Here is a 21,028-nt window from a genome sequence, read left to right on the forward strand (position 1 = left end):
GGCAGGATCGCTCCCGTGGACGATCACGAGCGCACGCGCGAGGCCTGGGGACGGGCGGGCGAGAAGTACGTCCGGGAGCACGCGGAGTTCCTCGAGCAGGCCCGCACTGCGACCCTCTTCCCGCACGAGCTGGAGGTCGTCGCAGACCTGCTCCGGCAGGGCCCGGAGGTCCTGCACCTCATGAGCGGCAACGGGGTCGACGACCACGCCCTGCTCCGCGCGGGGGCCGTGCGCGTCACGGGGCTGGACTACGACGAGCGGGCGGTGACGTCGGCGCAGGAGCGGGCCGACGCCCTCGGCGCGCCGATCCGGTACGTCCGGGCGGACGTCCCGCCCTTCCCCGTGCCGGACGCCTCGGTCGACCTCGTCTACACCGGCAAGGGCGCGGTGGTGTGGGTCGCTGACCTCGACGCGTGGGCACAGGAGACGGCCCGGGTGCTGCGGCCGGGCGGGCACCTCTTCGTCCACGAGGCGCACCCGATGGTCCCGCTCTACGACCTCGACGCGCAGACCACGCGGATGCGCGACGACCGGAGCTACTTCGCCGCCTCCCACGTCAACGACACCTTCCCCGCCCACGGCGCGGTCGAGTGGCAGCACACGGTGGGGTCGATCGTCACGGCGGTGGCCGGGGCGGGGCTGCGCGTCGAGGTGCTGCGCGAGCACCCCGCACCGTTCTGGAAGCCGGGCGAGGTCGAGGCCGCGGCGTGGGACGGGCGGCTGCCGAACTCCTACAGCCTGCTGGCCCGCCTCAGCGGGTGAGCCGCTCCTGCAGCAGCAGCGCGGCCGCCCCCACGGCGGGGGCGGTCGCGGCGGCGGACGACACCGTCACGGTCACGGGGCGCCGCCACACCCGCGACGACGCGGCGCCGAAGCGGTCGGTGATGGCGGTGGAGTAGATCCCCGGCGCGGCGGCGAACCCCGGGCCAGTGAGCACGAGCAAGTCCAGGTCGAGCAGGTTCACCAGGGTCTCCGCCGCCGCCGCGACGTGCCGGGCGGACTCGTCGAGCAGTACGCGGCAGGCGCTCCCACCGGTCCGCGCGGCGCGGGCGACGGCCGCGAACTCCGTCGACAGCGCGCGACGGGACGTCTCGTCCAGCCCGGCTTCGGTGCGGGCCTGCGGGTCCTCGACGGCGCGCCGCACGACCACGTCGGGTCCCGCGACGACCTCGAGGCAGCCCCGCCCACCGCAACGGCACGCCGGCCCGTCCGGCTCGACGCAGACGTGCCCGAACTCCCCCGCCATCCCGCGCGCCCCCCGCAGCGCGGTCCCCTCCAGGACGATGCCGGCCCCGAGCCCGCCTCCCAGGTACAGCGCGGCGAACGAGCGGGACGCGTCGAGGCGCGCCACCCAGTACTCCCCGACCGCGGCGGCCGTCGCGTCGTTCTCCACCAGGACGGGCCACCCCGTCACCCGCGTCAGCTCGCGCCGCAGACCGTCGGCGTCGACGACCACGGTGGACACCTCCGCGTCGCGCCCGGTCCGCCGCAGCAGCCCGCCGTCGGGACCGCCCCAGACCAGGCCGATCCCGAGGCACGTGCCCCGGTCGGTCCCGCTGCCCGCGAGCAGCCGGTCCACGTCCCGGGCCAACCGGCTCGCCAGCTCGGCCGCGTCCGCCGTGGGGGCGATGCGCCGGGTCAGGCGCGCCAGGATCCCTCCGGTCTGGCTGGTGAGCACGTAGGTGACGGTCGTCGTGGCCAGGTCGATGCCGACGGCGGTCCGGCCCCCAGGGTCCAGCTGCAGCAAGGTGCGCGGCTTCCCCGCGGTGCGGCTCTGACCGACTTCGACGACGACGCCCTCGGCGAGCAACCGCTTCACCGTCGTCGAGACCGACGCCTCGGTGAGTCCGGTGCGGGCGGCGAGCTCGACGCGGCTCACGGGGCCGGCGGCGCGCAGGGCGTCCAGCAGACGCTCGCGGGCTCCCCCTCGGGCGGGACGCCGGGGCGTCGTCACCACCGGGCTCGCCGGGTCCTCCACGGACGTCACGCGGGAACTGTAGTGCCGCCCGATCAGCCGGTGCACGGCTCTTGACCTTACTTACTCAACTTGCTTAAGTTGTGCCTTCTAGACGGACCGCACACCAGCCCGGGCACCGATGGGGGTCGCTGCGGGGCGGTCCGGCTCTCGCACCGCCGCGAGCGCGGCCAGCAGACCGAGGACACGCGATGCCCCGTCACATGCCCCGTCCCACGCCCCGAACCAGGACCCGCCTCACCCGTCTCCTCACCGCGGGGGCCGCCGCCGGCCTGCTCGTCACGGTCGCCGCGTGCTCCGCTCCCGACAGCGGTTCCGGCGGCGACGGCTCCACGCTCGTCGCCTACACGGGCCAGGCAGGCGACTACCAGATCAACTTCAACCCCTTCTCCCCCTCCGACATCGGGTCCAAGGGGCTGATCTACGAACCGCTGTTCTTCATCAACAAGACGGCGACCGGCGATCCCAAACCCCTGCTCGGCACCGAGTACAGCTGGAACGAGAACGGCACCGTCCTGTCCGTGACCCTGCGCGAGGGCGTGAGGTGGAGCGACGGAGAACCGTTCACCGCCGACGACGTCGTCTTCACCTACCAGATGCTGTTGGACCACAAGGGCATCAACGGCACGGGTTTCGACGCCGCCGTGGCCAAGGTCGACGACACCCACGTGACGTTCACCTGGCCCGAACCCGCCTTCACCAAGGGCCCCGACGTCATCACCACGGTCATCGTCCCCGAGCACCTGTGGAAGGACATCGACCCCGAGAACGACGTCGTCGAGAAGCCCGTCGGCACCGGCGCCTACACGCTCGCCGACTTCAAGGGGCAGGCGTACACCGTCAAGGCCAACCCGACCTACTGGGGCGGGGAACCCAAGGTCAAGACCGTGCGCTACCTCGCGCTGTCCGGGAACCAGGCCGGGGCGGACGCCATCGCGGCCGGCACGGTCGACTGGCAGACCGGCCCGATCCCCGACATGGCGAACACGCACGAGAACTTCCCGAACTACGACACCGGCTCGGTGGCGCAGAACCAGATGGTCCTCGGCGCGTGCGCCGACGCGGCCCTGGGCTGCATCGGCCCGCAGACCGACCCGGCCGTCCGCCAGGCCCTCTTCTACGCGATCGACCGGACGCAGCTGAACAAGCTGGCGTTCCAGGACACCGCCGAGGAGATCTCCCCGACCATGGCGCTCACGTCCACGCAGAAGGCCGAGATCTCCCCCTCGGTCCAGCCGCAGGTCGCCCCGACGACGGCGGAACCGTCCAAGGCCGACCAGATCCTCACGGCGGACGGCTGGGCCAAGGGCGCCGACGGCATCTACGCCAAGGACGGGCAGAAGCTGTCCCTCACCGTCGAGGTCGTGACGGGCTGGACGGACTACATCACCGCGATCCAGACCATCGCCGCGCAGGCCAAGGCCGCCGGCATCGAGGTCAACGCCGCCCAGTCCTCCTGGAACGAGTGGACCGACAAGCGGTTCAAGGGCAACTTCCAGCTCGCCATCGACTCTCTGTGGCAGGGTCCGGCCCCCGACCCGTACTACCTCTACAGCTACTTCTACGACAGCCGGATGACGGCGAAGGTCGGCGAGAAGGCGCTGGGCAACAACTACGCGCGCTTCGCCGACCCGGCCGTCGACGCCGCGCTGGACACCCTGTCCACCCTGAGCCCCCAGGACACCGCGGGTCGGCAGGCGCAGTTCGACGTCATCCAGAAGGCCGTCGTCGACCAGATGCCCTACATCCCGCTCATGACCGGGGCCAACACCAGCGTCTGGAACACCGCGAAGTTCTCCGGCTGGCCCGTCAACGGTGAGCAGTACGCCTACCCGGCCGTCTGGTCGGCCCTGGACGCCGCGGAGATCCTCAAAACGCTGACCCCCAAGAACGCGTCGTGAACTACCTCCTGCGCAAGCTCGGCTTCTACGCCGTCGCCTGCTGGGCGGCCCTCACGCTGAACTTCGTCATCCCGCGCCTCCTGCCCGGAGACCCCGTCGACATCCTGCTGGCCAAGCTCAGCCAGCGCGGCGCCGTCGTCACGCCCGAGACCCGCGCCGCCTACGCGACGCTCCTCGGGGGCGACACGAACACCCCGCTGCTGTCGCAGTACTGGACGTACCTGGGGAACATCGTCCGGGGCGACCTCGGCACGTCGATCAGCTACTTCCCCGCCCCGGTCACCGACGTCATCTCGGCGTCGATGCCGTGGACGGTCGTCCTCATCGGACTGGCCACGGTCATCGCCTCCTTCCTCGGCGTTCTCCTGGGGGCGTTCGTGGGCTGGCGGCCGGGGACCTGGCTGGACTCGATGGTCCCGGCGACGACCCTGCTGGCCGCGGTGCCGTACTTCTGGCTCTCCCTCGTCCTCGTCTACGTGCTCTCCCGCGTCCTGGGCTGGTTCCCCAGCCAGGGCGGCTACGACGTCGTCCTGGACCCGGGCTGGAACCTGCAGTTCATCGGCTCGGCCGTCTACTACGGGTTCCTGCCCGCCCTGACGATCGTCGTCGCCTCCGTGGGCGGCTGGCTGCTGGGGATGCGCAACATGATGGTGTCCACGCTCTCGGAGGACTACGTCCTGACGGCCCGCGCCAAGGGCCTGCCGGGGCGCTGGATCCTGCGCGACTACGCCGCCCGCAACGCCGTCCTGCCGTCCGTCGCCGGTTTCGCCATCTCGCTGGCGTTCGTGGTGTCGGGTTCGGTCGTGACCGAGCAGGTGTTCTCCTACCCCGGCATCGGCTCGCGCCTGCTGGCCGCGGTGACGAACAACGACTACGCGCTCATGCAGGGGGTTTTCCTGTTCATCACCCTGGCGGTCCTGGGCGCGAACCTCGTCGTGGACCTGCTCTACACGGTCATCGATCCGCGCACCCGCGCCCGCTGAGAGGAGGACCAGTGACGAACACCACCCCCCTCGCCGACTCCGGCGTCGAGGCCGTCCTGCCGACCCCACGCCCCTCGAAGGGGCCCGTGCCCGCCTGGCGGATGCTCGTCCCGACGATGACGCCGTGGCTCGCCGTCGGTCTCGCCCTGGTCGCCGGCATCTGCCTGTTCGGCCTCGTCGGACCGCTGCTCGTCGGCGACCCCGACGGCATCCGCGACGTCGGGCTCGCGCCGCCCGACGGCGGCCTGTGGCTGGGCACGACGCAGACGGGCCAGGACGTCTTCGCCCAGCTGGCCCACGCCACCCGCGGCTCCCTGCAGATCGGGTTCCTCGTCGGGGCCCTGGCCACCGTCCTGTCGGCGTTCTTCGGCATCTACGGCGCCTACCTCGGTGGCGCCGCCGACGAGCTGTTCTCGCTGCTCACCAACGTCTTCCTCGTCATCCCCGGCCTGCCGCTGGTCATCGTCATCTCCGGTTTCGTCCCGCGCGAGAGCCGGGGGTTGTGGACCATCGCCGTCGTGCTGGCCCTGACGAGCTGGGCCGCGTCGGCGCGCGTGCTGCGGGCGCAGACCCTCTCGGTCCGCAACCGCGAGTACGTCGCCGCTTCGCGGTTGTCCGGGGAGCGGGCCTGGCGCGTCATCGTCGTGGAGATCCTGCCGAACCTGCTGCCGGTGCTGGCCTCGCAGTTCGTGTTCGCCGTCATCGCGGCGGTCCTCGGCGAGGCCGGCCTGTCGTTCCTCGGCCTCGGCGCGTCCGGGTCCTCGACGCTCGGCACCATGCTGTTCTACGCGCAGAACGGGTTCGCGCTGCCGCTGGGCGCCTGGTGGTGGTTCGCCCCGCCGGGGTTGCTCATCGCCCTGCTCGGGACCGGGTTGTCGCTCATCAACTTCTCCATCGACGAGATCGTCAACCCCAAGCTCAAGACCGTGCGGATGCACCGACGCCGCGCCCGGGCCGCCGCCCGGACCGCCCGGAAGGAGGCCCGGTGAGCACCTCGACCCGTACCGAACCCGTGCTCAGCGTCCGCGACGTGACCGTCGTGTACGAGACGGAGGACCCCGTGACCGCGGTGTCCTCCGCGAGCTTCGACCTGCACCGCGGGGAGATCCTCGGCCTGGCCGGGGAGTCCGGCTGCGGCAAGACGACCCTGGCCTACGCCGTCAACCGCCTGCACCAGCCGCCGGCCCGGATCGCCTCCGGCAGCGTCGTCCTGCACGACGCCACGACGGGCACCGACGTCGACGTCCTCGCGCTCGGGGAGGAGGAGCTGCGGGCGTTCCGCTGGTCGAAGCTGTCGATGGTGTTCCAGGGCGCCATGAACGCCCTCAACCCCGTCCGCAGCGTCGGCGCCCAGCTCGACGACACCCTGCGCGCCCACGCCCCGCAGCTGGACCGGCGGGCCCGGCGCGACCGGTCCGCCGAGGTGCTCACCCGCGTCGGCGTCTCCCCCGACCGGTTGCGGGCCTACCCGCACGAGCTGTCCGGCGGGATGCGGCAGCGCGTCATGATCGCCATGGCCATGCTCCTGGAACCCCAGGTGATGATCATGGACGAGCCGACGACGGCGCTCGACGTCGTCGTCCAGCGCGACATCCTGCGCGAGATCGTCCGGCTGCGCGACGAGATGCAGTTCGCGGTCGTCTTCATCACCCACGACCTCCCGCTGCTGCTGGAGATCAGCGACCGCATCGCCGTCATGCGCGGTGGGGTCGTCGTCGAACTCGACACGGCCGAGAACCTCTACCGGCACGCCGCGCACCCGTACACGCGCAAGCTGCTCGGGTCCTTCCCCAGCCTGTCCGGGGACCGGGGGGCCTTCATCCGGTCCGGGGAACTGGACGCCGAACTCAGCGAGGAGACCGCGTGACCAGCGTCAGCGTCACCCACCTCACGAAGGACTACTCCCTGCGCGCCGGGCTGCGCCGCACCCCGTTGCGCGCCGTCGACGACGTGAGCTTCGACCTGCTGCCCCGCCGCACCGTCGCCCTCGTCGGGGAGTCCGGGTCCGGCAAGTCGACCATCGCGAAACTGCTGACCCGGCTGGAGAAGCCGACGTCGGGATCGGTCGACGTCCGGCTCGACGACGGGACCCCCGTCGTCGGGTCGGTGTACCGGCGGCAGGTGCAGATGGTGTTCCAGGACCCGTTCGCCTCGCTCAACCCGTTCCACTCCGTCGGGCACCACCTCGCCCGTCCCCTGCTGCTGCACCAGCGCACCCGCGGCGCCGCCCAGACCCACGAACGGGTCCTGGAGATGCTGGAACGCGTCAACCTCACCCCCGCCGACGTCGTCGCCGCCCGCCGGCCCCACGAGCTGTCCGGCGGGCAGCGCCAGCGCGTCGCCATCGCCCGCGCCCTGGCACCGGGGGCGAAGGTGCTCGTGGCCGACGAACCCGTCTCGATGCTCGACGTGTCCATCCGGCTCGGCGTGCTGAACCTGCTGGCCCGCCTGCAGCGCGAGGAGGACCTCGCCGTCCTCTACATCACGCACGACCTGGCCACCGCACGGCACTTCTCCGACGAGGTCCTCGTCCTGTACCAGGGCCGCGTCGTGGAGCGCGGACCGGCGGACGCCGTGATCCTCGACCCCCACCACGACTACACGAAGCTGCTGGCGCAGGCGGCCCCCGACCCCGAACGGCTCGGCAAGGTCGTGGCGACCGAGGCCGTCGCCGACCGCGCGGCCATCGACAACAGCGTCTGCTACGACCACCACCTGGGAACCTGGACGGGTGCGGACCGCCCCGCACCGGTCCCGGGCTGACCCCGCCAGAGGAGAGGACGCACGCATGGACGTGCTCGCACTGCACGACGGCTGGACCCTGCGCCCGGTGGCGGGCGATGTCCCGGCCGAGGTCTCGACGGCCGGCGCGGTCGCCGCCACCGTCCCGGGCTCGGTCCACACCGACCTGCTCGGCGCGGGGCTCATCCCCGACCCCTACGTCGCCGACCACGAGGAGCGGCTGCGCTGGCTGCACCGGACGTCGTGGGAGTACCGCACGCGCCTCGACCTGACCGCCTCCCCCGGCGAGCGGATCGACCTGCAGTTCGACGGTCTCGACACCGTCGCCACGGTCTCGCTCGGTGGCCGCGTCCTGGGGCGGACGGCCAACATGCACCGCTCCCACCGGTTCGAGGTCACCGACCTCGCCCCCGGAGGGGACCTCGTCGTGCGGTTCGACTCCGCCCTGGAGCACGCCGAAGCCGTGGAGAAGGACATCGGCGCGCGGCCGCGCGCGTACGACCACCCGTACAACGCCGTCCGCAAGATGGCCTGCAGCTTCGGCTGGGACTGGGGACCGGACCTGCAGACGGCGGGCGTGTGGCGGCCGATCACGCTGCAGCGCTGGCGCACCGCGCGCCTGACCCAGGTGCGCACGCGCACCGAACTGGCCGGCACCACCGGCCGGGTCCTCGTCGACGTCGAGGTCGAACGGTCCGGACTGGAGGAGCCCACCCCGCTCACCGTGCGGTTGGAAGCCCGGGGCGCCACGTCGACGGTGGAGGTCGACGCCGCCACCACGCGCGCCACCGTCGTCCTCGAGCTGCCCGACGCCCCCGTGTGGTGGCCGCGCGGGTACGGCGACCAGCCCCTGGTCGACGTGGAGGTCGACCTCCTCGACGCGGGGACGGTGCTCGACGGCCGCCAGCTGCGGACGGGGTTCCGCACGGTGCGCCTCGACGTGACCCCCGACGAGTTCGGCACGGGGACCACGCTCGTCGTCAACGACGCCCCCGTGTTCGTGCGCGGGGTCAACTGGATCCCGCGCGACCACCTGCTGACGCGGATGGACGCGGACCGCTACGCGGCGGCGCTCGACGACGCGGTCGACGCGCACTGCAACCTCGTCCGCGTGTGGGGCGGCGGGATCTGGGAGAGCGACGACTTCCACCGCCTCTGCGACGAACGCGGTCTGCTCGTCTGGCACGACGTCCCGTTGGCGTGCGCCGCGTACGCCGAGGAGGAACCCCTGCGCGGGGAACTCGAGGCCGAGGTGCGCGAGAACGTCACGCGCCTGGCGCACCACCCCGCGATCGTCGTGTGGAGCGGCGGCAACGAGAACCTGCAGGGCCACGAGGACTGGGGCTGGAAGGAGGAACTCGGTTCCTCCACGTGGGGCGGGGGGTACTACCGCGACCTCTTCCCGGCCCTGCTCGCCGAACTCGACCCGGGCCGGCCCTACCAGCCGGGCAGCCCGTCGAGCCCGGACGGCGTGCACCCCAACGACCCCGACCACGGTACGAACCACGAGTGGGACGTCTGGAACCGCCTCGACTGGACCGCCTACCGCGACCGCGTCCCGCGGTTCTGCGCGGAGTGGGGGTTCCAGGCGCCGCCCACGTTCGCCACGATCGACGAGTTCCTGCCCGCCGACCAGCGCTCGAGCACGTCGCCGGTGTTCCTGGCCCACCAGAAGGCGCTCGACGGCAACGGCAAGCTCGACCGCGGGATGGCACCCCACACCGGCGTGCCCGACGGTTTCGACGACTGGGTGTGGGCGGCGCAGCTGAACCAGGCCCGCGCGGTGGCGTGCGGCGTCGAGCACCACCGCACGTGGTGGCCGCGCACCGCGGGTTCGGTGTACTGGCAGCTCGACGACTGCTGGCCCGTAACCTCGTGGGCCGTCGTTGACGGGTCGGGGCGCCGCAAACCCGCGTTCCACGCCCTGCGCCGGTCGTTCGCGCCGCGGATGCTCTGCGTCGCCCCGCGCGAGGGAGTGCCGCAGCTCGCCCTCGTCAACGACACCGGCGAGGAGTGGCGCACCCGCGTGCGGGTGCGCCGGACCGACGTCGCGGGCACCGTGCTCGCCGCGACCGACGTCGACGTCACCGTGGCGGCGCGCGCGGTGCACCTGGAACCGCTGCCGCTGGTCCGGTCGCGGGAGGAACCCGTCGTGGTCGACGCGGACGGCCTGCGGGCCCTGCACGTCGAGGCCGCCGACACCGAACTCCCCTGGACCCGGGAGCCGTGGACCACCACGACGACCGCCGTCGACGGCGGGTTCGCCGTCCGCGTCGAGGCGCACGCGCTGGCCCGGGACGTCACGCTGACCGCGGACGGCGCGCTGCCCGACGCATCGGTCGACGGCGGCCTGGTGACGCTGCTGCCCGGGGAGCACCACACGTTCCTGGTCCGCACCGCCGCCCCGGACGGGGAGGGACTGGCGGCGCAGCTGCGCGCGGCCAACCAGTTCGGGACGGGCGGGTGAGCCCCGCGGAGCGCACGACGGTGGGCCTGGTCATCCCCGGCCCGGCCCACCGGATCGGGGTCGAACCGTACTTCGCCGAACTCGTCGACGGGATCGAGGAGGTCCTGCACCCGTTGGGCTGCAGCGTCCTCGTGCTCGTCGTCCCCGACCTCACGGCCGAACTGGCCACCTACCGGCGGTGGAGCCGGGACGGCACCGTGCAGCTCGTCGTGGTCGTCGACCTCCTGGACGACGACGTGCGGCCCGGGGTCCTGACCGACCTGGGTCTGCCGCACGTGCTGGCCGCCCACGTCGACAGCCCGTACGCCTGCACCTCCGACGTGGCCGACGACGGGACGCGCCTCACCGAGGCCGTCCGGTACCTCGCACGCCTGGGCCACACCCGGCTCGGGCACGTCAGCGGTCCGGCGCACCTCGTGCACACCGGCGAGCGCCGCCGGGCCATCTCCCGGGCCGCGACGGACCTCGGCGTGCGGGTCGAGACGGTCGAGGGCGACTACACCGCGGGGTCCGGGGTCGACGCGGTGGGACTCCTGCTGTCGCGGCCGCTGCGTCCCACCGCCGTCGTGTTCGACAACGACGTGATGGCCGTCGCGGCGCTGGAGCACCTGACGGCCGACGGCCGGGACGTGCCCGGGGACGTGAGCCTGTTGTCGGCCGACGACTCGCCGTTGTGCGAGGTGTCCGTGCCGCCGGTGTCGGCGATGACGGTGGACGTGCACCACCGGGGTCACCGGATCGGGCGCGCCGTCCTCGCCGTCCTGGCCGGCGGCCACGCCCGGCAACCCCCGAGCCCGCCCTCGCAGGTGGTCGAACGCGGCACGACGGCGGCACCCCGCCTGGTGGCGGCAGAATCGGGCGGGTGACCGCTCAAGGCTTCCTGCTCCTGCTCGAACTCGTGGGGGTGTTCGCCTTCGCCCTCGACGGGGCGCTGACGGCGATGCGGTCCACCCACCTCGACCTGTTCGGGGTGGTCGCGCTCGGCATCGTCACGGCCGTCGGCGGCGGCATCATGCGCGACGTGCTGCTCGGCGAACTGCCGCCCGCGACGTTCCGCGTCTGGTACTACCTGGCGATCGCGACGGGCGGTGCGCTCGTCGCGTTCTGGGGGCACCGGCTGCTGTCGCGGATGTCCCGGCCCATCTTCGTGTTCGACACCGTCGGGTTGTCCCTGTTCGCCGTGACCGGCGCCCAGCTCGCGGTGGACGCGGGTGCGGGCGCCGGCCAGGCGATCCTCCTGGGCGGCCTCACGGCCGTGGGCGGCGGCACGCTGAGGGACGTGCTGGTGCGCAAGGTCCCGAGCATCCTCACGGGTGGCCTGTACGCGGTGCCGGCCCTGCTCGGCGCGGTCGTCGCGGTCGTCGGCCCCTTGCTGGGGGTCGCCCCCGGGGTCGCGGCGTTCGCGGGCGGCGTGCTGTGCGCGGCGGTCCGGACCGGTGGCGCACTGCGGGGGTGGAAGGCACCGCGCGCGACGCTCACGACCCCCGAGGACCTCGACTGACCGGTCAGCTCTCGACGGGAGCGGGCCGCACCAGTTCGTCGACGACCTCCTGGGCCACGTCGCGCAGCCGGCGACGCTCGGTCCGCGCCTGCGACCGCAACCGCTGGAAGGCGTCGTCGGGGTGCACCCGGAAGCGTTGCGCCAGAGCACCCTTGGCCTGCTCCAGGACGATGCGGCTGTCGAGCGCCTCCTGCAGCTGCGCCTGCACCCGGGCCCCCTCGGCCACGTGCTCGAGCTGGGTGATCCCCACCGCGCCGAAGGACGCCATCGCGCGGGCCACGTCGGACTCGACGCGCGAGTACGCACCCTCGTGGTCGCGGAACAGGTTCAGCGCGCCGATCGTGCGGCCACCGCTGTGGACGGGGACGGTGTGCACGGCGACAATCCCGAGGACCGCCGCCCGGGTGGCGAACTGCGGCCAGCGGGCGCTGAGTTCGTCGGCCGTGGCGACGGAGACGACGCTGCCGGTGCGGTAGGCGTCCAGGCACGGCCCCTGCTCCAGCTGCAGTTGCAGCAGTTCCACCTCGCGCGTCTCGCTCGGTGTCGCGGCCAGGAGCTGCAGTTCCCGGCGGGCGTCCTCCACGAGCAGCCCGACCGCGGAGGCGGACAGCAGTTCGGCGCAGTGCCGCACGAGGCGGTGCGCGAGGTCGAGCGGTTCGCCGTGCTCGGCGAGCACAGCAGCGATGTCGTTGACAGCGGCAGCCACCGCGTCGGCGCGCACGTCCACGCCTGAGCCCTCCTGAGGTCGGCTCTGCGCCGACCGGTCGTCCCCGGTCCACTCCGATGACACGCCCTGGGCTGCACGTGCGCCCCCATCATGGCCGATGCCCGCCCCAGACGGCGCACAGGGCGGACCGGCGGCTAGCGTCGGACCGTGAACAGCCCCGTCCGGTCCGTCGTCGTCCTGGGTGGGGGCGTCCTCGGCGTCTCCACGGCCGTCCACCTGCAGCGGGCGGGGATCCGCACGGCGCTGCTCACCCGCGGTGTCCTCGCCGACGGCGCGTCCGGCCGGTCGCTGGCGTGGCTGAACTCCGCGGGCGCGTTCTCCGACGCCTACCACCGGCTGCGCACGGTCGCCGTCGACCGGTACCGGACGATGTTCGCGCAGGACCCCGGCCGGGACTGGTTGCGGTTCGACGGCGGGGTCTGGTGGCCGGGGGCCGAGGACCAGGACCAGGCGCGCGACCGGCACCGGGCGCAGGTCGACGTCGGGTACGACAGCCACCTGCTGACGCCCGGCGAGGTCCGGGCGCGGTTCCCGGGGGTCGCCGCTCCGCGCACCGCGCTGTCGAACCCGGGAGAGGGCTGGGTCTCGCTGCCGCACCTCGTCGCGCACCTCGCCGAGGAGTTCACGGCCGCGGGTGGCCTGCTGCGCACCGGGACGGGCACCGGCTCGGTCGTGGTCGAGGACGGTCGGGCCCGCGGGGTGCGGACGTCCGACGGCCAGACGGTGCGTGCGGACGCGGTCGTCGTGGCGTGCGGTCCGCAGACCCCGGGCGTGCTGCGCGACCTCGGGGTCGACCTGCCCGACGCCTCGCCGCTCAGCGGCCTGGTGGAGACCGAGCCGGTGGACTCCCCCGTCCGCGTCGTGCTCAACACCCCGCGGGCGGCGGTGCGCCGCACGCCGTCGGGGGGTTTCGCCGTCGACCACGACTGGTACGTCGACGACGTCGAGGAGCACCCCGACGGGTCCGGGGACCTGCCGGAGGCGGTCGTGGCGGAACTGCTCGGCGAGGCCGAAGCGGTGCTGGACGGGACACCGCTGCGGGCCCGGACCGTGCGCGCGGGACGCAAACCCGTCCCCGCCGACGGTGAACCCGTCCTCGGTGCCCTGTCGGCCGTTCCCGGCTGCCTCGTGGCGTTCACCCACTCCGGAGCCACGCTCGGCCTCCTCGTCGGGGAACTGCTGACCCACGAGATCACCACGAGGCGCCCGCACCCGCTGGCCGCACCGTTCGGGCCCGGCCGCTTCGGCTGCTGACGCTCCGCGGGTCAGGGGATCAGAGGTCGGCCGGCACCGTCGACGGGTTCCCGTCGGCGGCCGCCGCCAGCGCGGGGACGGCCTGCTCCAGGGCGTAGGGCAGCGAGATCGGGCTCGAGTACCCCAGGGCGCCGGCGAAGTCCGAGGCGAAGGTCGGGACGTAGACGGTGCGGTTCTCGGTGACGGCGGCCAGCCCGGCCGCGGCGGGGTTCTGGGCGAACTCGGCCTTCGACTGCCCCAGGACGACGAGCACGTCGGTGTCGAGCTGGACGACCTGCTCCTCGCTGACGCTGCCGGACAACGGGTTCGCGGAGAAGCCGAGCTGGAGGAAGAAGTTCCCCCGGGGGTCGGTGGCGTCCAGGGCGTAGTACCCCTGGTTGTAGAGGACGACGCTGATGGTCTTGCCCGTGAACGACGGGTTCGCGTCGACGGCGGCCGTGAACTTCGCCTCGACGTCGTCCGTCAGTGAGCTCGCCTCGGTCCCCTTGCCGAGCGCGGAGCCGATCGCGGCGAGCTCCTCCTGCCACGTCGCCGCGGCCTCGGTGTCGGCGGACTGCCCAGCGGGCAGGACGTCCCCGATCGTCGGGGCGATCTGCGTGAGCTTGTCGTAGTCGGCCTGCTGCAGGTACGCGTAGGCCCCGATGATCAGGTCGGGCCGCAGCGCCGCGATCTCCTCGAAGTTCAGCTCCGCCTGGCCGACCGAGGGGATCCCGCCGGCGGGCAGCAGGTCGACCGCCCACGGGCGCTTCGTCGCGTCGAAGGCGCCGAGCGGGGTGCGGCTGCCGACGGGGGTGACCCCGAGCGCGAGGACGAAGTCCTCCTCGTTGTAGCCGACCGTGACGACGCGGGTGGGGGCGGACTCCACGACCGTGCTGCCGAACTTGTGGGTGATGGTGACGGGGAAGGCTCCCCCACCGCTCGCGGACGGGCTGCTGGAGGACCCGCCGGTGGCGGGCTCGTCACCCCCACCGCAGGCGGTGAGGGTCGTCAGGACGCCGGAGGCGGCGAGGGCGGCGAGGAGGGATCGACGGAGCACGTGCGTAGGTTAGCCTCACCTCGGTCCTTCCGGTGCCGCGCCCCACCCGCAGGGCCGCACGCCGGCCGGCGGAACGTCCACCGGGCGCCCGCCCAGGTCGACGTGGTGCGCGACCTCGGCCAGGTTGGCGACGAGCGCCGACCCCCGGTCGAGCGTCCCCGCGGCCAGGACGTGGACGCCCTGCGGCAGGACGCCGTCGGTGTCGAGCCGGGGCCGCCCTGCGAAGGGTGCGAGCAGCCGGACCGCCTCCGCCACGGCCTCCCCGCCCGCGCGGGAGGCTCCCAGCACGACCGAGGCGACGCCGTCCACGCTGCACGCCGCGGCGGCCGCGACGCACCAGGCGGTGACGACCGGTCCGGACGGCCCAGACCCCACGGACGGGTCGCCACGGCCGAGGCGGGCGGGTGTCGTCGCCACCGCGTTGAACCGGGGCACCACGCTGACCGGGCCGACGTGGACCGGTCGACCCGCCGCGATCCGCACCGCCTGCCGCGCCGTCAGGCGCAGGACGTCGACCGCTTCGACGAACTGGTCCCGGCCGGTGTCGTGCATCTGCGGTGTGCTGCCGAAGACCACCCCGGTCGCGTCCGGCGGCAGCTGCGCGACAGTCCGGTTGAGCTCGGTGAAGTGCGCCCGAGACCCGGCGACGAGCGGGAGGTCGCCCGCGGCTGCGGACAGCGCCGCCCACAGGACGCGCGTGCTGACGTGCCGGGTCAGGGAGTGCACGCCGAGGCGTTCCACCCGAGCGTCCCACAGGGCGGCCACCGCGTCCGGCAGGAGGTCCGGGTCGTCGGTGACGAGGCGGACGTCGAGCGGGTTCCCGGCCGCTCGGGCCCGCGCGAGGTGGTCGGGCCAGGCGGGGTCGTCGAGGAGGAGTTCCACGAGGAGGGTTCCCGCGAAACCCTCGACGGGACGGTCGGTCCCCCACCGCGGCAGCGGCGTCCCGGTCTCCCGCCAGCGCACCGGACCGGGAGGCGGTCCTGGTTCCCGGGACGAACCGGTGGGGCGGGCCGAGACCACGACGCGGTGCACGACGGTGGCGCCCGCCGCGACCGGGACCGGGAACGGGCGCTCCAGCGGAGTGCTGTAGGTCTTGAAGGACGCGTCGGTCCAGTTCCGCTGGTCCTCCACCTCGAACACGTCCCCGGAGAACTCCAGGTCCACGTCCACGCCGGGGCGGGACCACGCGAGGCCCGCGACGTCACGGGCCGGCTGGTGCGGGGCGATCTCCACCGGAAACCCGGTGCTGGTGGTCGTCCCGTCGGGGTGACGGACGGTGAGCGGCCGACCGGCGTCGTCGGGCCGGTGCAGCACCACGAGGCCGCACCGGTTGCGCCGGAACGCGGTGCGCGCCGTGGCGCGGAACTCGACGGCGAGGCGGCCGTCGTCGTCCCGGGCGTCCAGGGTCCAGTCGCCGTGGACGACGTCCTCACCGCCGTCGTCGTCGAAGGTGCCCGCCAGGAGCAGCGCACCCGAGGTCGCCGAGGTGCTCGTCACCGTCGCCGGCGCGGTGCGCCAGTCCCGGTCGCGGACGACCCCGCGCACCGCGCGCAGGACGGGGACACCGTCGTGCGTGAGGTGCGACAGCGAACCCCCGCGGCGGACCTCGCCCGCCCAGCGGCCCACCGTGAACGGCACCGGCGGAGGTTCCCCGTCCCGCCAGCGGTCCTGCGTCCCGTCGCCGGTCACAGGCTGGTCATCCCGCCGTCCACGCGGAAGATGGCGCCGGTCGAGAAGGACGACTCGTCGCTGGCGAGGTGCACCATGACGCCCACCACGTCCTGCGGCGTGCCGGGACGCCCCAACGGCGTGCGCCCGACGATGGCGGCGCGGGAGGCCGCGTCCTGGGAGATGGTCGTCACCAGCGGCGTCTCGGTGTACCCGGGCACGACGGTGTTCACCCGGATCCCACGGTCCGCGTACGCAGCGGCCACGGTGCGCACGAGACCGTGCACGCCGGCCTTGCTGCTGGAGTAGGCCGTGAAGTCGCGGCCCTCGCCGTTCAGCCCCGTGGGCGAGCCGGTGACGACGATCGACCCACCGCGGTCGGACAGGGCCCGGACCGCGTGCTTGAGCGTGAGGAACGTGCCGGTGAGGTTCACCGCGAGGGTGCGCTGCCAGACGTCGAGGTCGAGGTCGGCGACGGGGGCGTCCTGCCCGAAGAGCTGGACACCGGCGTTGGCGACCACGACGTCGAGCCGCCAGCCGCGGTCGGCGACGGCGGCGAACGCGCGCGCGACGGACTCCTCGTCGGTGACGTCGAGGTGCACGCCGACGGCACCGCCGCCGGCGTCGGCCGCCGCGCCCTCGGCACCGGCGGCGTCCCGGTCGCTGAAGACGACGCGCGCGCCCTCGGCGACGAAGGCGGTCGCGACGGTGCGGCCGATCCCGGAGGCGGCACCCGTCACGAGGATCGTCTTGCCCTGCAGGCGGTCGGTCACGTCCCGATCGTCGGGGCGCACCCCGCCTGTGTCAACCGGTTGACCGGTCGACGCAGGCGGGGCGGGAGACTCAGAAGTCCCAGTCCTCGTCCTCGGTGGCCACGGCCTTGCCGATGACGTAGCTGGAGCCCGACCCCGAGAAGAAGTCGTGGTTCTCGTCCGCGTTGGGCGACAGCGCCGACAGGATCGACGGGTCGACCTTGGTCATGTCGGACGGGAACATGCCCTCGTAGCCGAGGTTCATGAGCGCCTTGTTCGCGTTGTAGTGCAGGAACGTCTTGACGTCCTCGGTCAGACCCACGGTGTCGTAGAGGTCGGCCGTGTACTTGCACTCGTTGTCGTAGAGCTCGTAGAGCAGCTCGAACGCGTAGTCCTTGATCTCGTCCCGCTTGGCCTGGTCCACGAGCTCGAGACCACGCTGGAACTTGTAGCCGATGTAGTACCCGTGCACGGCCTCGTCGCGGATGATCAACCGGATGAGGTCGGCGGTGTTCGTCAGCTGCGCCCGCGAGGAGAAGTGCATGGGCAGGAAGAACCCGGAGTAGAAGAGGAAGGACTCCAGCAGCGTGGAGGCCACCTTCCGCTTCAGCGGGTCCTCACCGTGGTAGTACTCCAGCACGATGGACGCCTTGCGCTGCAGGGCCTCGTTCTGCTCCGACCAGCCGAAGGCCTCGTCGATCTCGCGCGTCGTGGCGAGGGTGGAGAAGATCGAGGAGTAGCTGCGGGCGTGCACCGACTCCATGAACGCGATGTTCGTGTAGACGGCTTCCTCGTGCTGGGTCAGCGCGTCGGGGATGAGCGAGACCGCCCCCACCGTGCCCTGGATGGTGTCCAGCAGCGTCAGACCGGTGAAGACGCGCAGCGTGAGCGTGCGCTCCTCCGGGCTGAGGTTCTGCCACGACTGCACGTCGTTGGACAGCGGGACCTTCTCCGGCAGCCAGAAGTTGCTGGTGAGCCGGTTCCAGATCTCCAGGTCCTTCTCGTCCTGCAGACGGTTCCAGTTGATCGCGTTCACGCGGTCGATGAGCTTCAACTTCTCCACGGTTCCCTCTTCTCCCACCCGTCCGCCGCCGCTCAGAGCATGCAGCTGACGCAGCCCTCGACCTCGGTGCCCTCGAGGGCCATCTGCCGGATGCGGATGTAGTAGATCGTCTTGATGCCCTTGCGCCACGCGTAGATCTGCGCGCGGTTGATGTCGCGCGTCGTGGCGGTGTCCTTGAAGAACAGGGTCAGCGACATGCCCTGGTCGACGTGCCGCGTCGCGGCGGCGTACACGTCGATGATCTTCTCGGGGCCGATCTCGTACGCGTCCTCGTAGTACTCCAGGTTGTCGTTCGTCATGAACGGCGCCGGGTAGTAGACGCGGCCGAGCTTGCCCTCCTTGCGGATCTCGATCTTGGAGGCGATCGGGTGGATCGAGGAGGTCGAGTTGTTGATGTAGCTGATCGACCCCGTCGGCGGGACCGCCTGCAGGTTCTGGTTGAAGATCCCGTGCTCGACGACGGACGCCTTCAGCCCGGCCCAGTCCTCACGGGTCGGCAGCGCGACGCCGGCCTGGGCGAAGAGCTCGGCCACGCGCGGGGTCGTGGGCAGGAAGTCCTCGGTGACGTACGCGTCGAAGAAGGTGCCGTCGGCGTACTTCGAGTTCTCGAAGCCCTCGAACGTCTCGCCCCGCTCGATGGCGATCTCGTTGCTCGCGCGCAGGGCGTGGAACAGGACCGCCGCGAAGTAGACGTTCGTGAAGTCGATGCTCTCCGGGCTGCCGTAGTGCACCCGCTCGCGGGCCAGGTAGCCGTGCAGGTTCATCTGCCCCAGGCCGATGGCGTGCGACCGGGAGTTCCCGTGCGCCACCGAGGGGACGGACTGGATGTCGCTGGCCACCGACACGGCGGTCAGGGCGCGGATCGCGGTCTCCACGCTCTGGCCGAGGTCGCCGCCGTCCATCGCCAGGGCGATGTTGAGCGAACCGAGGTTGCAGGAGATGTCCTTGCCGACCTCGGCGTAGGTGAGGTCCTCGGCGAGGTGGCTCGGGGTGTTGACCTGCAGGATCTCCGAGCACAGGTTGGACATGTTGATGCGCCCGGCGATCGGGTTGGCCCGGTTCACCGTGTCCTCGAAGACGATGTACGGGTAGCCCGACTCGAACTGCAGCTCGGCGAGCGTCTGGAAGAACTCGCGAGCCGAGATCTGCGTCTTGCGGATCCGGTCGTCGGCCACCATCTCGCGGTAGTGCTCGGACACCGCGACGTCGCCGAACGGCTTGCCGTACACGCGCTCGACGTCGTACGGGGAGAACAGGTGCATCGGCTCGTTGTTCTTGGCGAGCTCGAAGGTGATGTCCGGGACGACGACGCCCAGGCTCAGCGTCTTGATGCGGATCTTCTCGTCCGCGTTCTCCCGCTTGGTGTCCAGGAAGCGCAGGATGTCCGGGTGGTGCGCCGACAGGTACACCGCACCGGCGCCCTGACGGGCCCCGAGCTGGTTGGCGTAGGAGAAGGAGTCCTCGAGGAGCTTCATCACGGGGATGACCCCGGAGGACTGGTTCTGGATCTTCTTGATCGGCGCGCCGTACTCACGGATGTTGCTCAGCAGCAGGGCGACGCCGCCGCCGCGCTTGGACAGCTGCAGGGCGGAGTTGATGCCGCGCCCGATGGACTCCATGTCGTCCTCGATGCGCAGCAGGAAGCACGAGACGAGCTCGCCGCGCGACCCCTTGCCAGCATTGAGGAACGTCGGCGTGGCCGGCTGGAACCGGCCCGCGATGACCTCGTCGACGATGGCCGTCGCGAGGGCCTCGTCCCCCACCGCCAGGGTCAGGGCCGTCATGACGGCGCGGTCCTCGAAGTTCTCGAGGTACTCCTTGCCGTCGAAGCTCTTGAGCGCGTAGCTCGTGTAGAACTTGAAGGCCCCCAGGAACGTGGCGAAGCGGAACTTCGCCGCGTGCGCACGGTCGGTCAGCGTCCGGACGAACTCCGGCGAGTACTGGTCGAGGACGTGCTGCTCGTAGTACCCCTCCTCGACCATGTGCAGCAGCCGGGCCTCGAAGCTCTCGAAGCGGCGCGTGCGCGGGATGACGTGCTGCAGGAAGTACTGCCGCGCGGCCTCGACGTCCGCCCCGAACTGGATCTTCCCCTCGTCGTCCCAGAGGTTGAGCATCGCGTTGAGCGTGTGGTAGCTCGGCGAGCCCTGGGCCGGGACGGTGGCGAGCCCGGGGGCGTCGGAGGTGAGGGTCACAGCGAGTCCAATCCATCGCGGACGCGGCGCACGTCGTCGGGCGTCCCGAAGAGTTCGAAGCGGTACAGGTGGGGCACCTGGCACTTGGCGGCGATGATGTCGCCGGCCAGTGCGTAGTGCTCGCCGAAGTTGGTGTTGCCGGCCCCGACGACACCGCGCACGAGCGCACGGTTGGCGGGGTCGTTGAGGAAGCGGATCACCTGCTTGGGGACCGCACCCGCCCCGTTGCCGCCGCCGTACGTCGGGACGATGAGGACGTACGGCTCCGTGACGGTGAGGTGCTCGTCCCGGGCGTGGAGCGGAATGCGCAGGGCGGGGCGGTCGAGCTGGAGCTTGTCCACGAAGCGGTGGGTGTTGCCGGAGACGCTCGAGAAGTAGACGACGCCGGGACTCACGGGAACCCCCTGGTGGAACGGGTCAGACGGAGACGGCGGCCTTGGCCAGCGCGTCGATGCGGTCAGGGCGGAAGCCCGACCAGTGGTCCTCGCCGGCGACGACGACGGGGGCCTGGACGTAGCCGAGCGAGCGGACCAGCGCGAGGGCGTCGGCGTCGACGGTCACGTCGACGACGTCGTAGGCCAGACCCTTGCGGTCGAGCGCGCGGTAGGTCGCCTTGCACTGCACGCAGGACGGCGTGCTGTAGACGGTGATGCTCATCGGGTCGTCCCTTCCCTCGGGTCTGCCTGTGGTGCCGGTGTCGCGTCGAGGGCCTGAGCGGTTCCCCGTCCCGACGTCCCGTCCTGCTGCGGTGCTCTGAACACTACCCC

Annotated in this window: 19 protein-coding genes; 10 read left to right on the plus strand and 9 right to left on the minus strand. The window is 72.2% G+C overall.

Features of this window, described 5'->3' with window-relative positions; genetic code table 11:
* Positions 1 to 15: 15 nt before the first annotated feature.
* Positions 16 to 762: a class I SAM-dependent methyltransferase gene (locus AB1207_RS20350; RefSeq protein ID WP_367640306.1), complete on the plus strand. Its 747-nt coding sequence runs from the start codon at positions 16 to 18 to the stop codon at positions 760 to 762.
* On the opposite strand, the gene AB1207_RS20355 is transcribed toward AB1207_RS20350, so the two are convergent.
* Positions 752 to 1,987 (minus strand): ROK family transcriptional regulator, encoded by a 1,236-nt coding sequence (locus tag AB1207_RS20355; protein WP_367640307.1) that lies wholly within the window; start codon positions 1,985 to 1,987, stop codon positions 752 to 754. The genes AB1207_RS20350 and AB1207_RS20355 overlap by 11 nt on opposite strands.
* Before the next feature lie 179 nt (positions 1,988 to 2,166).
* Here AB1207_RS20355 and AB1207_RS20360 point away from each other — a divergent pair, with 179 nt between their 5' ends.
* The 8 genes from AB1207_RS20360 (at position 2,167) to AB1207_RS20395 (ending at position 11,569) form a co-directional block, all read left to right on the plus strand.
* Complete coding sequence (locus AB1207_RS20360) at positions 2,167 to 3,876, plus strand: ABC transporter substrate-binding protein (protein WP_367640308.1); 1,710 nt, start codon at positions 2,167 to 2,169, stop codon at positions 3,874 to 3,876.
* Positions 3,873 to 4,859 (plus strand): ABC transporter permease, encoded by a 987-nt coding sequence (locus tag AB1207_RS20365; protein ID WP_367640309.1) that lies wholly within the window; start codon positions 3,873 to 3,875, stop codon positions 4,857 to 4,859. The genes AB1207_RS20360 and AB1207_RS20365 overlap by 4 nt, the downstream gene beginning before the upstream one ends.
* A 101-nt stretch (positions 4,860 to 4,960) precedes the next feature.
* A complete protein-coding gene (locus tag AB1207_RS20370; RefSeq protein ID WP_437178996.1) occupies positions 4,961 to 5,848 on the plus strand; it encodes an ABC transporter permease in 888 nt (295 codons plus the stop codon).
* A complete protein-coding gene (locus AB1207_RS20375; protein ID WP_367640311.1) occupies positions 5,845 to 6,726 on the plus strand; it encodes an ABC transporter ATP-binding protein in 882 nt (293 codons plus the stop codon). The genes AB1207_RS20370 and AB1207_RS20375 overlap by 4 nt, the downstream gene beginning before the upstream one ends.
* Positions 6,723 to 7,622 carry an ABC transporter ATP-binding protein gene (locus tag AB1207_RS20380; protein WP_367640313.1) on the plus strand — a complete coding sequence of 300 codons (900 nt, stop codon included), beginning with the start codon at positions 6,723 to 6,725 and terminating at the stop codon, positions 7,620 to 7,622. Before AB1207_RS20375 ends, AB1207_RS20380 begins: the two co-directional genes overlap by 4 nt.
* A gap of 25 nt (positions 7,623 to 7,647) precedes the next feature.
* Positions 7,648 to 10,068 (plus strand): glycoside hydrolase family 2 protein, encoded by a 2,421-nt coding sequence (locus AB1207_RS20385; protein WP_367640314.1) that lies wholly within the window; start codon positions 7,648 to 7,650, stop codon positions 10,066 to 10,068.
* Positions 10,065 to 10,934, plus strand: a complete 870-nt coding sequence (locus tag AB1207_RS20390; protein ID WP_367640316.1) for a LacI family DNA-binding transcriptional regulator — start codon at positions 10,065 to 10,067, stop codon at positions 10,932 to 10,934. Before AB1207_RS20385 ends, AB1207_RS20390 begins: the two co-directional genes overlap by 4 nt.
* The gene (locus AB1207_RS20395; protein WP_367640318.1) at positions 10,931 to 11,569 is read left to right on the plus strand and encodes a trimeric intracellular cation channel family protein; all 639 of its coding nucleotides are present in this window, start codon (positions 10,931 to 10,933) and stop codon (positions 11,567 to 11,569) included. Before AB1207_RS20390 ends, AB1207_RS20395 begins: the two co-directional genes overlap by 4 nt.
* A gap of 4 nt (positions 11,570 to 11,573) precedes the next feature.
* On the opposite strand, the gene AB1207_RS20400 is transcribed toward AB1207_RS20395, so the two are convergent.
* Entirely contained in the window at positions 11,574 to 12,296 is a 723-nt protein-coding gene (locus AB1207_RS20400; RefSeq protein ID WP_367640320.1) for a GAF and ANTAR domain-containing protein, read from the minus strand.
* A 147-nt stretch (positions 12,297 to 12,443) separates the two neighbouring features.
* Between AB1207_RS20400 and AB1207_RS20405 the strand changes: the two genes are divergently transcribed.
* Positions 12,444 to 13,550, plus strand: coding sequence for an NAD(P)/FAD-dependent oxidoreductase (locus AB1207_RS20405; protein WP_367640321.1), 1,107 nt, complete (start codon positions 12,444 to 12,446; stop codon positions 13,548 to 13,550).
* Between the two features lie 19 nt (positions 13,551 to 13,569).
* On the opposite strand, the gene AB1207_RS20410 is transcribed toward AB1207_RS20405, so the two are convergent.
* The 7 genes from AB1207_RS20410 to nrdH all read right to left on the minus strand — a co-directional run bounded on the left by AB1207_RS20410 (position 13,570) and on the right by nrdH (position 20,918).
* Positions 13,570 to 14,586: an ABC transporter substrate-binding protein gene (locus AB1207_RS20410; RefSeq protein WP_367640323.1), complete on the minus strand. Its 1,017-nt coding sequence runs from the start codon at positions 14,584 to 14,586 to the stop codon at positions 13,570 to 13,572.
* A gap of 15 nt (positions 14,587 to 14,601) precedes the next feature.
* The gene (locus AB1207_RS20415) at positions 14,602 to 16,275 is read right to left on the minus strand and encodes a D-apionate lactonase family protein (protein ID WP_496204302.1); all 1,674 of its coding nucleotides are present in this window, start codon (positions 16,273 to 16,275) and stop codon (positions 14,602 to 14,604) included.
* Complete coding sequence (locus AB1207_RS20420; protein WP_367640327.1) at positions 16,272 to 17,027, minus strand: SDR family NAD(P)-dependent oxidoreductase; 756 nt, start codon at positions 17,025 to 17,027, stop codon at positions 16,272 to 16,274. Before AB1207_RS20420 ends, AB1207_RS20415 begins: the two co-directional genes overlap by 4 nt.
* Before the next feature lie 70 nt (positions 17,028 to 17,097).
* The gene (gene nrdF, locus AB1207_RS20425; protein ID WP_367640328.1) at positions 17,098 to 18,069 is read right to left on the minus strand and encodes a class 1b ribonucleoside-diphosphate reductase subunit beta; all 972 of its coding nucleotides are present in this window, start codon (positions 18,067 to 18,069) and stop codon (positions 17,098 to 17,100) included.
* 32 nt (positions 18,070 to 18,101) lie between these two features.
* Complete coding sequence (gene nrdE / locus AB1207_RS20430; protein WP_437178997.1) at positions 18,102 to 20,183, minus strand: class 1b ribonucleoside-diphosphate reductase subunit alpha; 2,082 nt, start codon at positions 20,181 to 20,183, stop codon at positions 18,102 to 18,104.
* 74 nt (positions 20,184 to 20,257) lie between these two features.
* On the minus strand, positions 20,258 to 20,656 hold the full coding sequence (gene nrdI, locus AB1207_RS20435; RefSeq protein WP_367640330.1) for a class Ib ribonucleoside-diphosphate reductase assembly flavoprotein NrdI: 399 nt from the start codon (positions 20,654 to 20,656) through the stop codon (positions 20,258 to 20,260).
* 22 nt (positions 20,657 to 20,678) lie between these two features.
* Entirely contained in the window at positions 20,679 to 20,918 is a 240-nt protein-coding gene (gene nrdH, locus AB1207_RS20440; RefSeq protein WP_367640331.1) for a glutaredoxin-like protein NrdH, read from the minus strand.
* Positions 20,919 to 21,028: the final 110 nt, after the last annotated feature.

The sequence above is a fragment of the Kineococcus endophyticus genome, from assembly GCF_040796495.1.
Lineage (GTDB): Bacteria > Actinomycetota > Actinomycetes > Actinomycetales > Kineococcaceae > Kineococcus > Kineococcus endophyticus.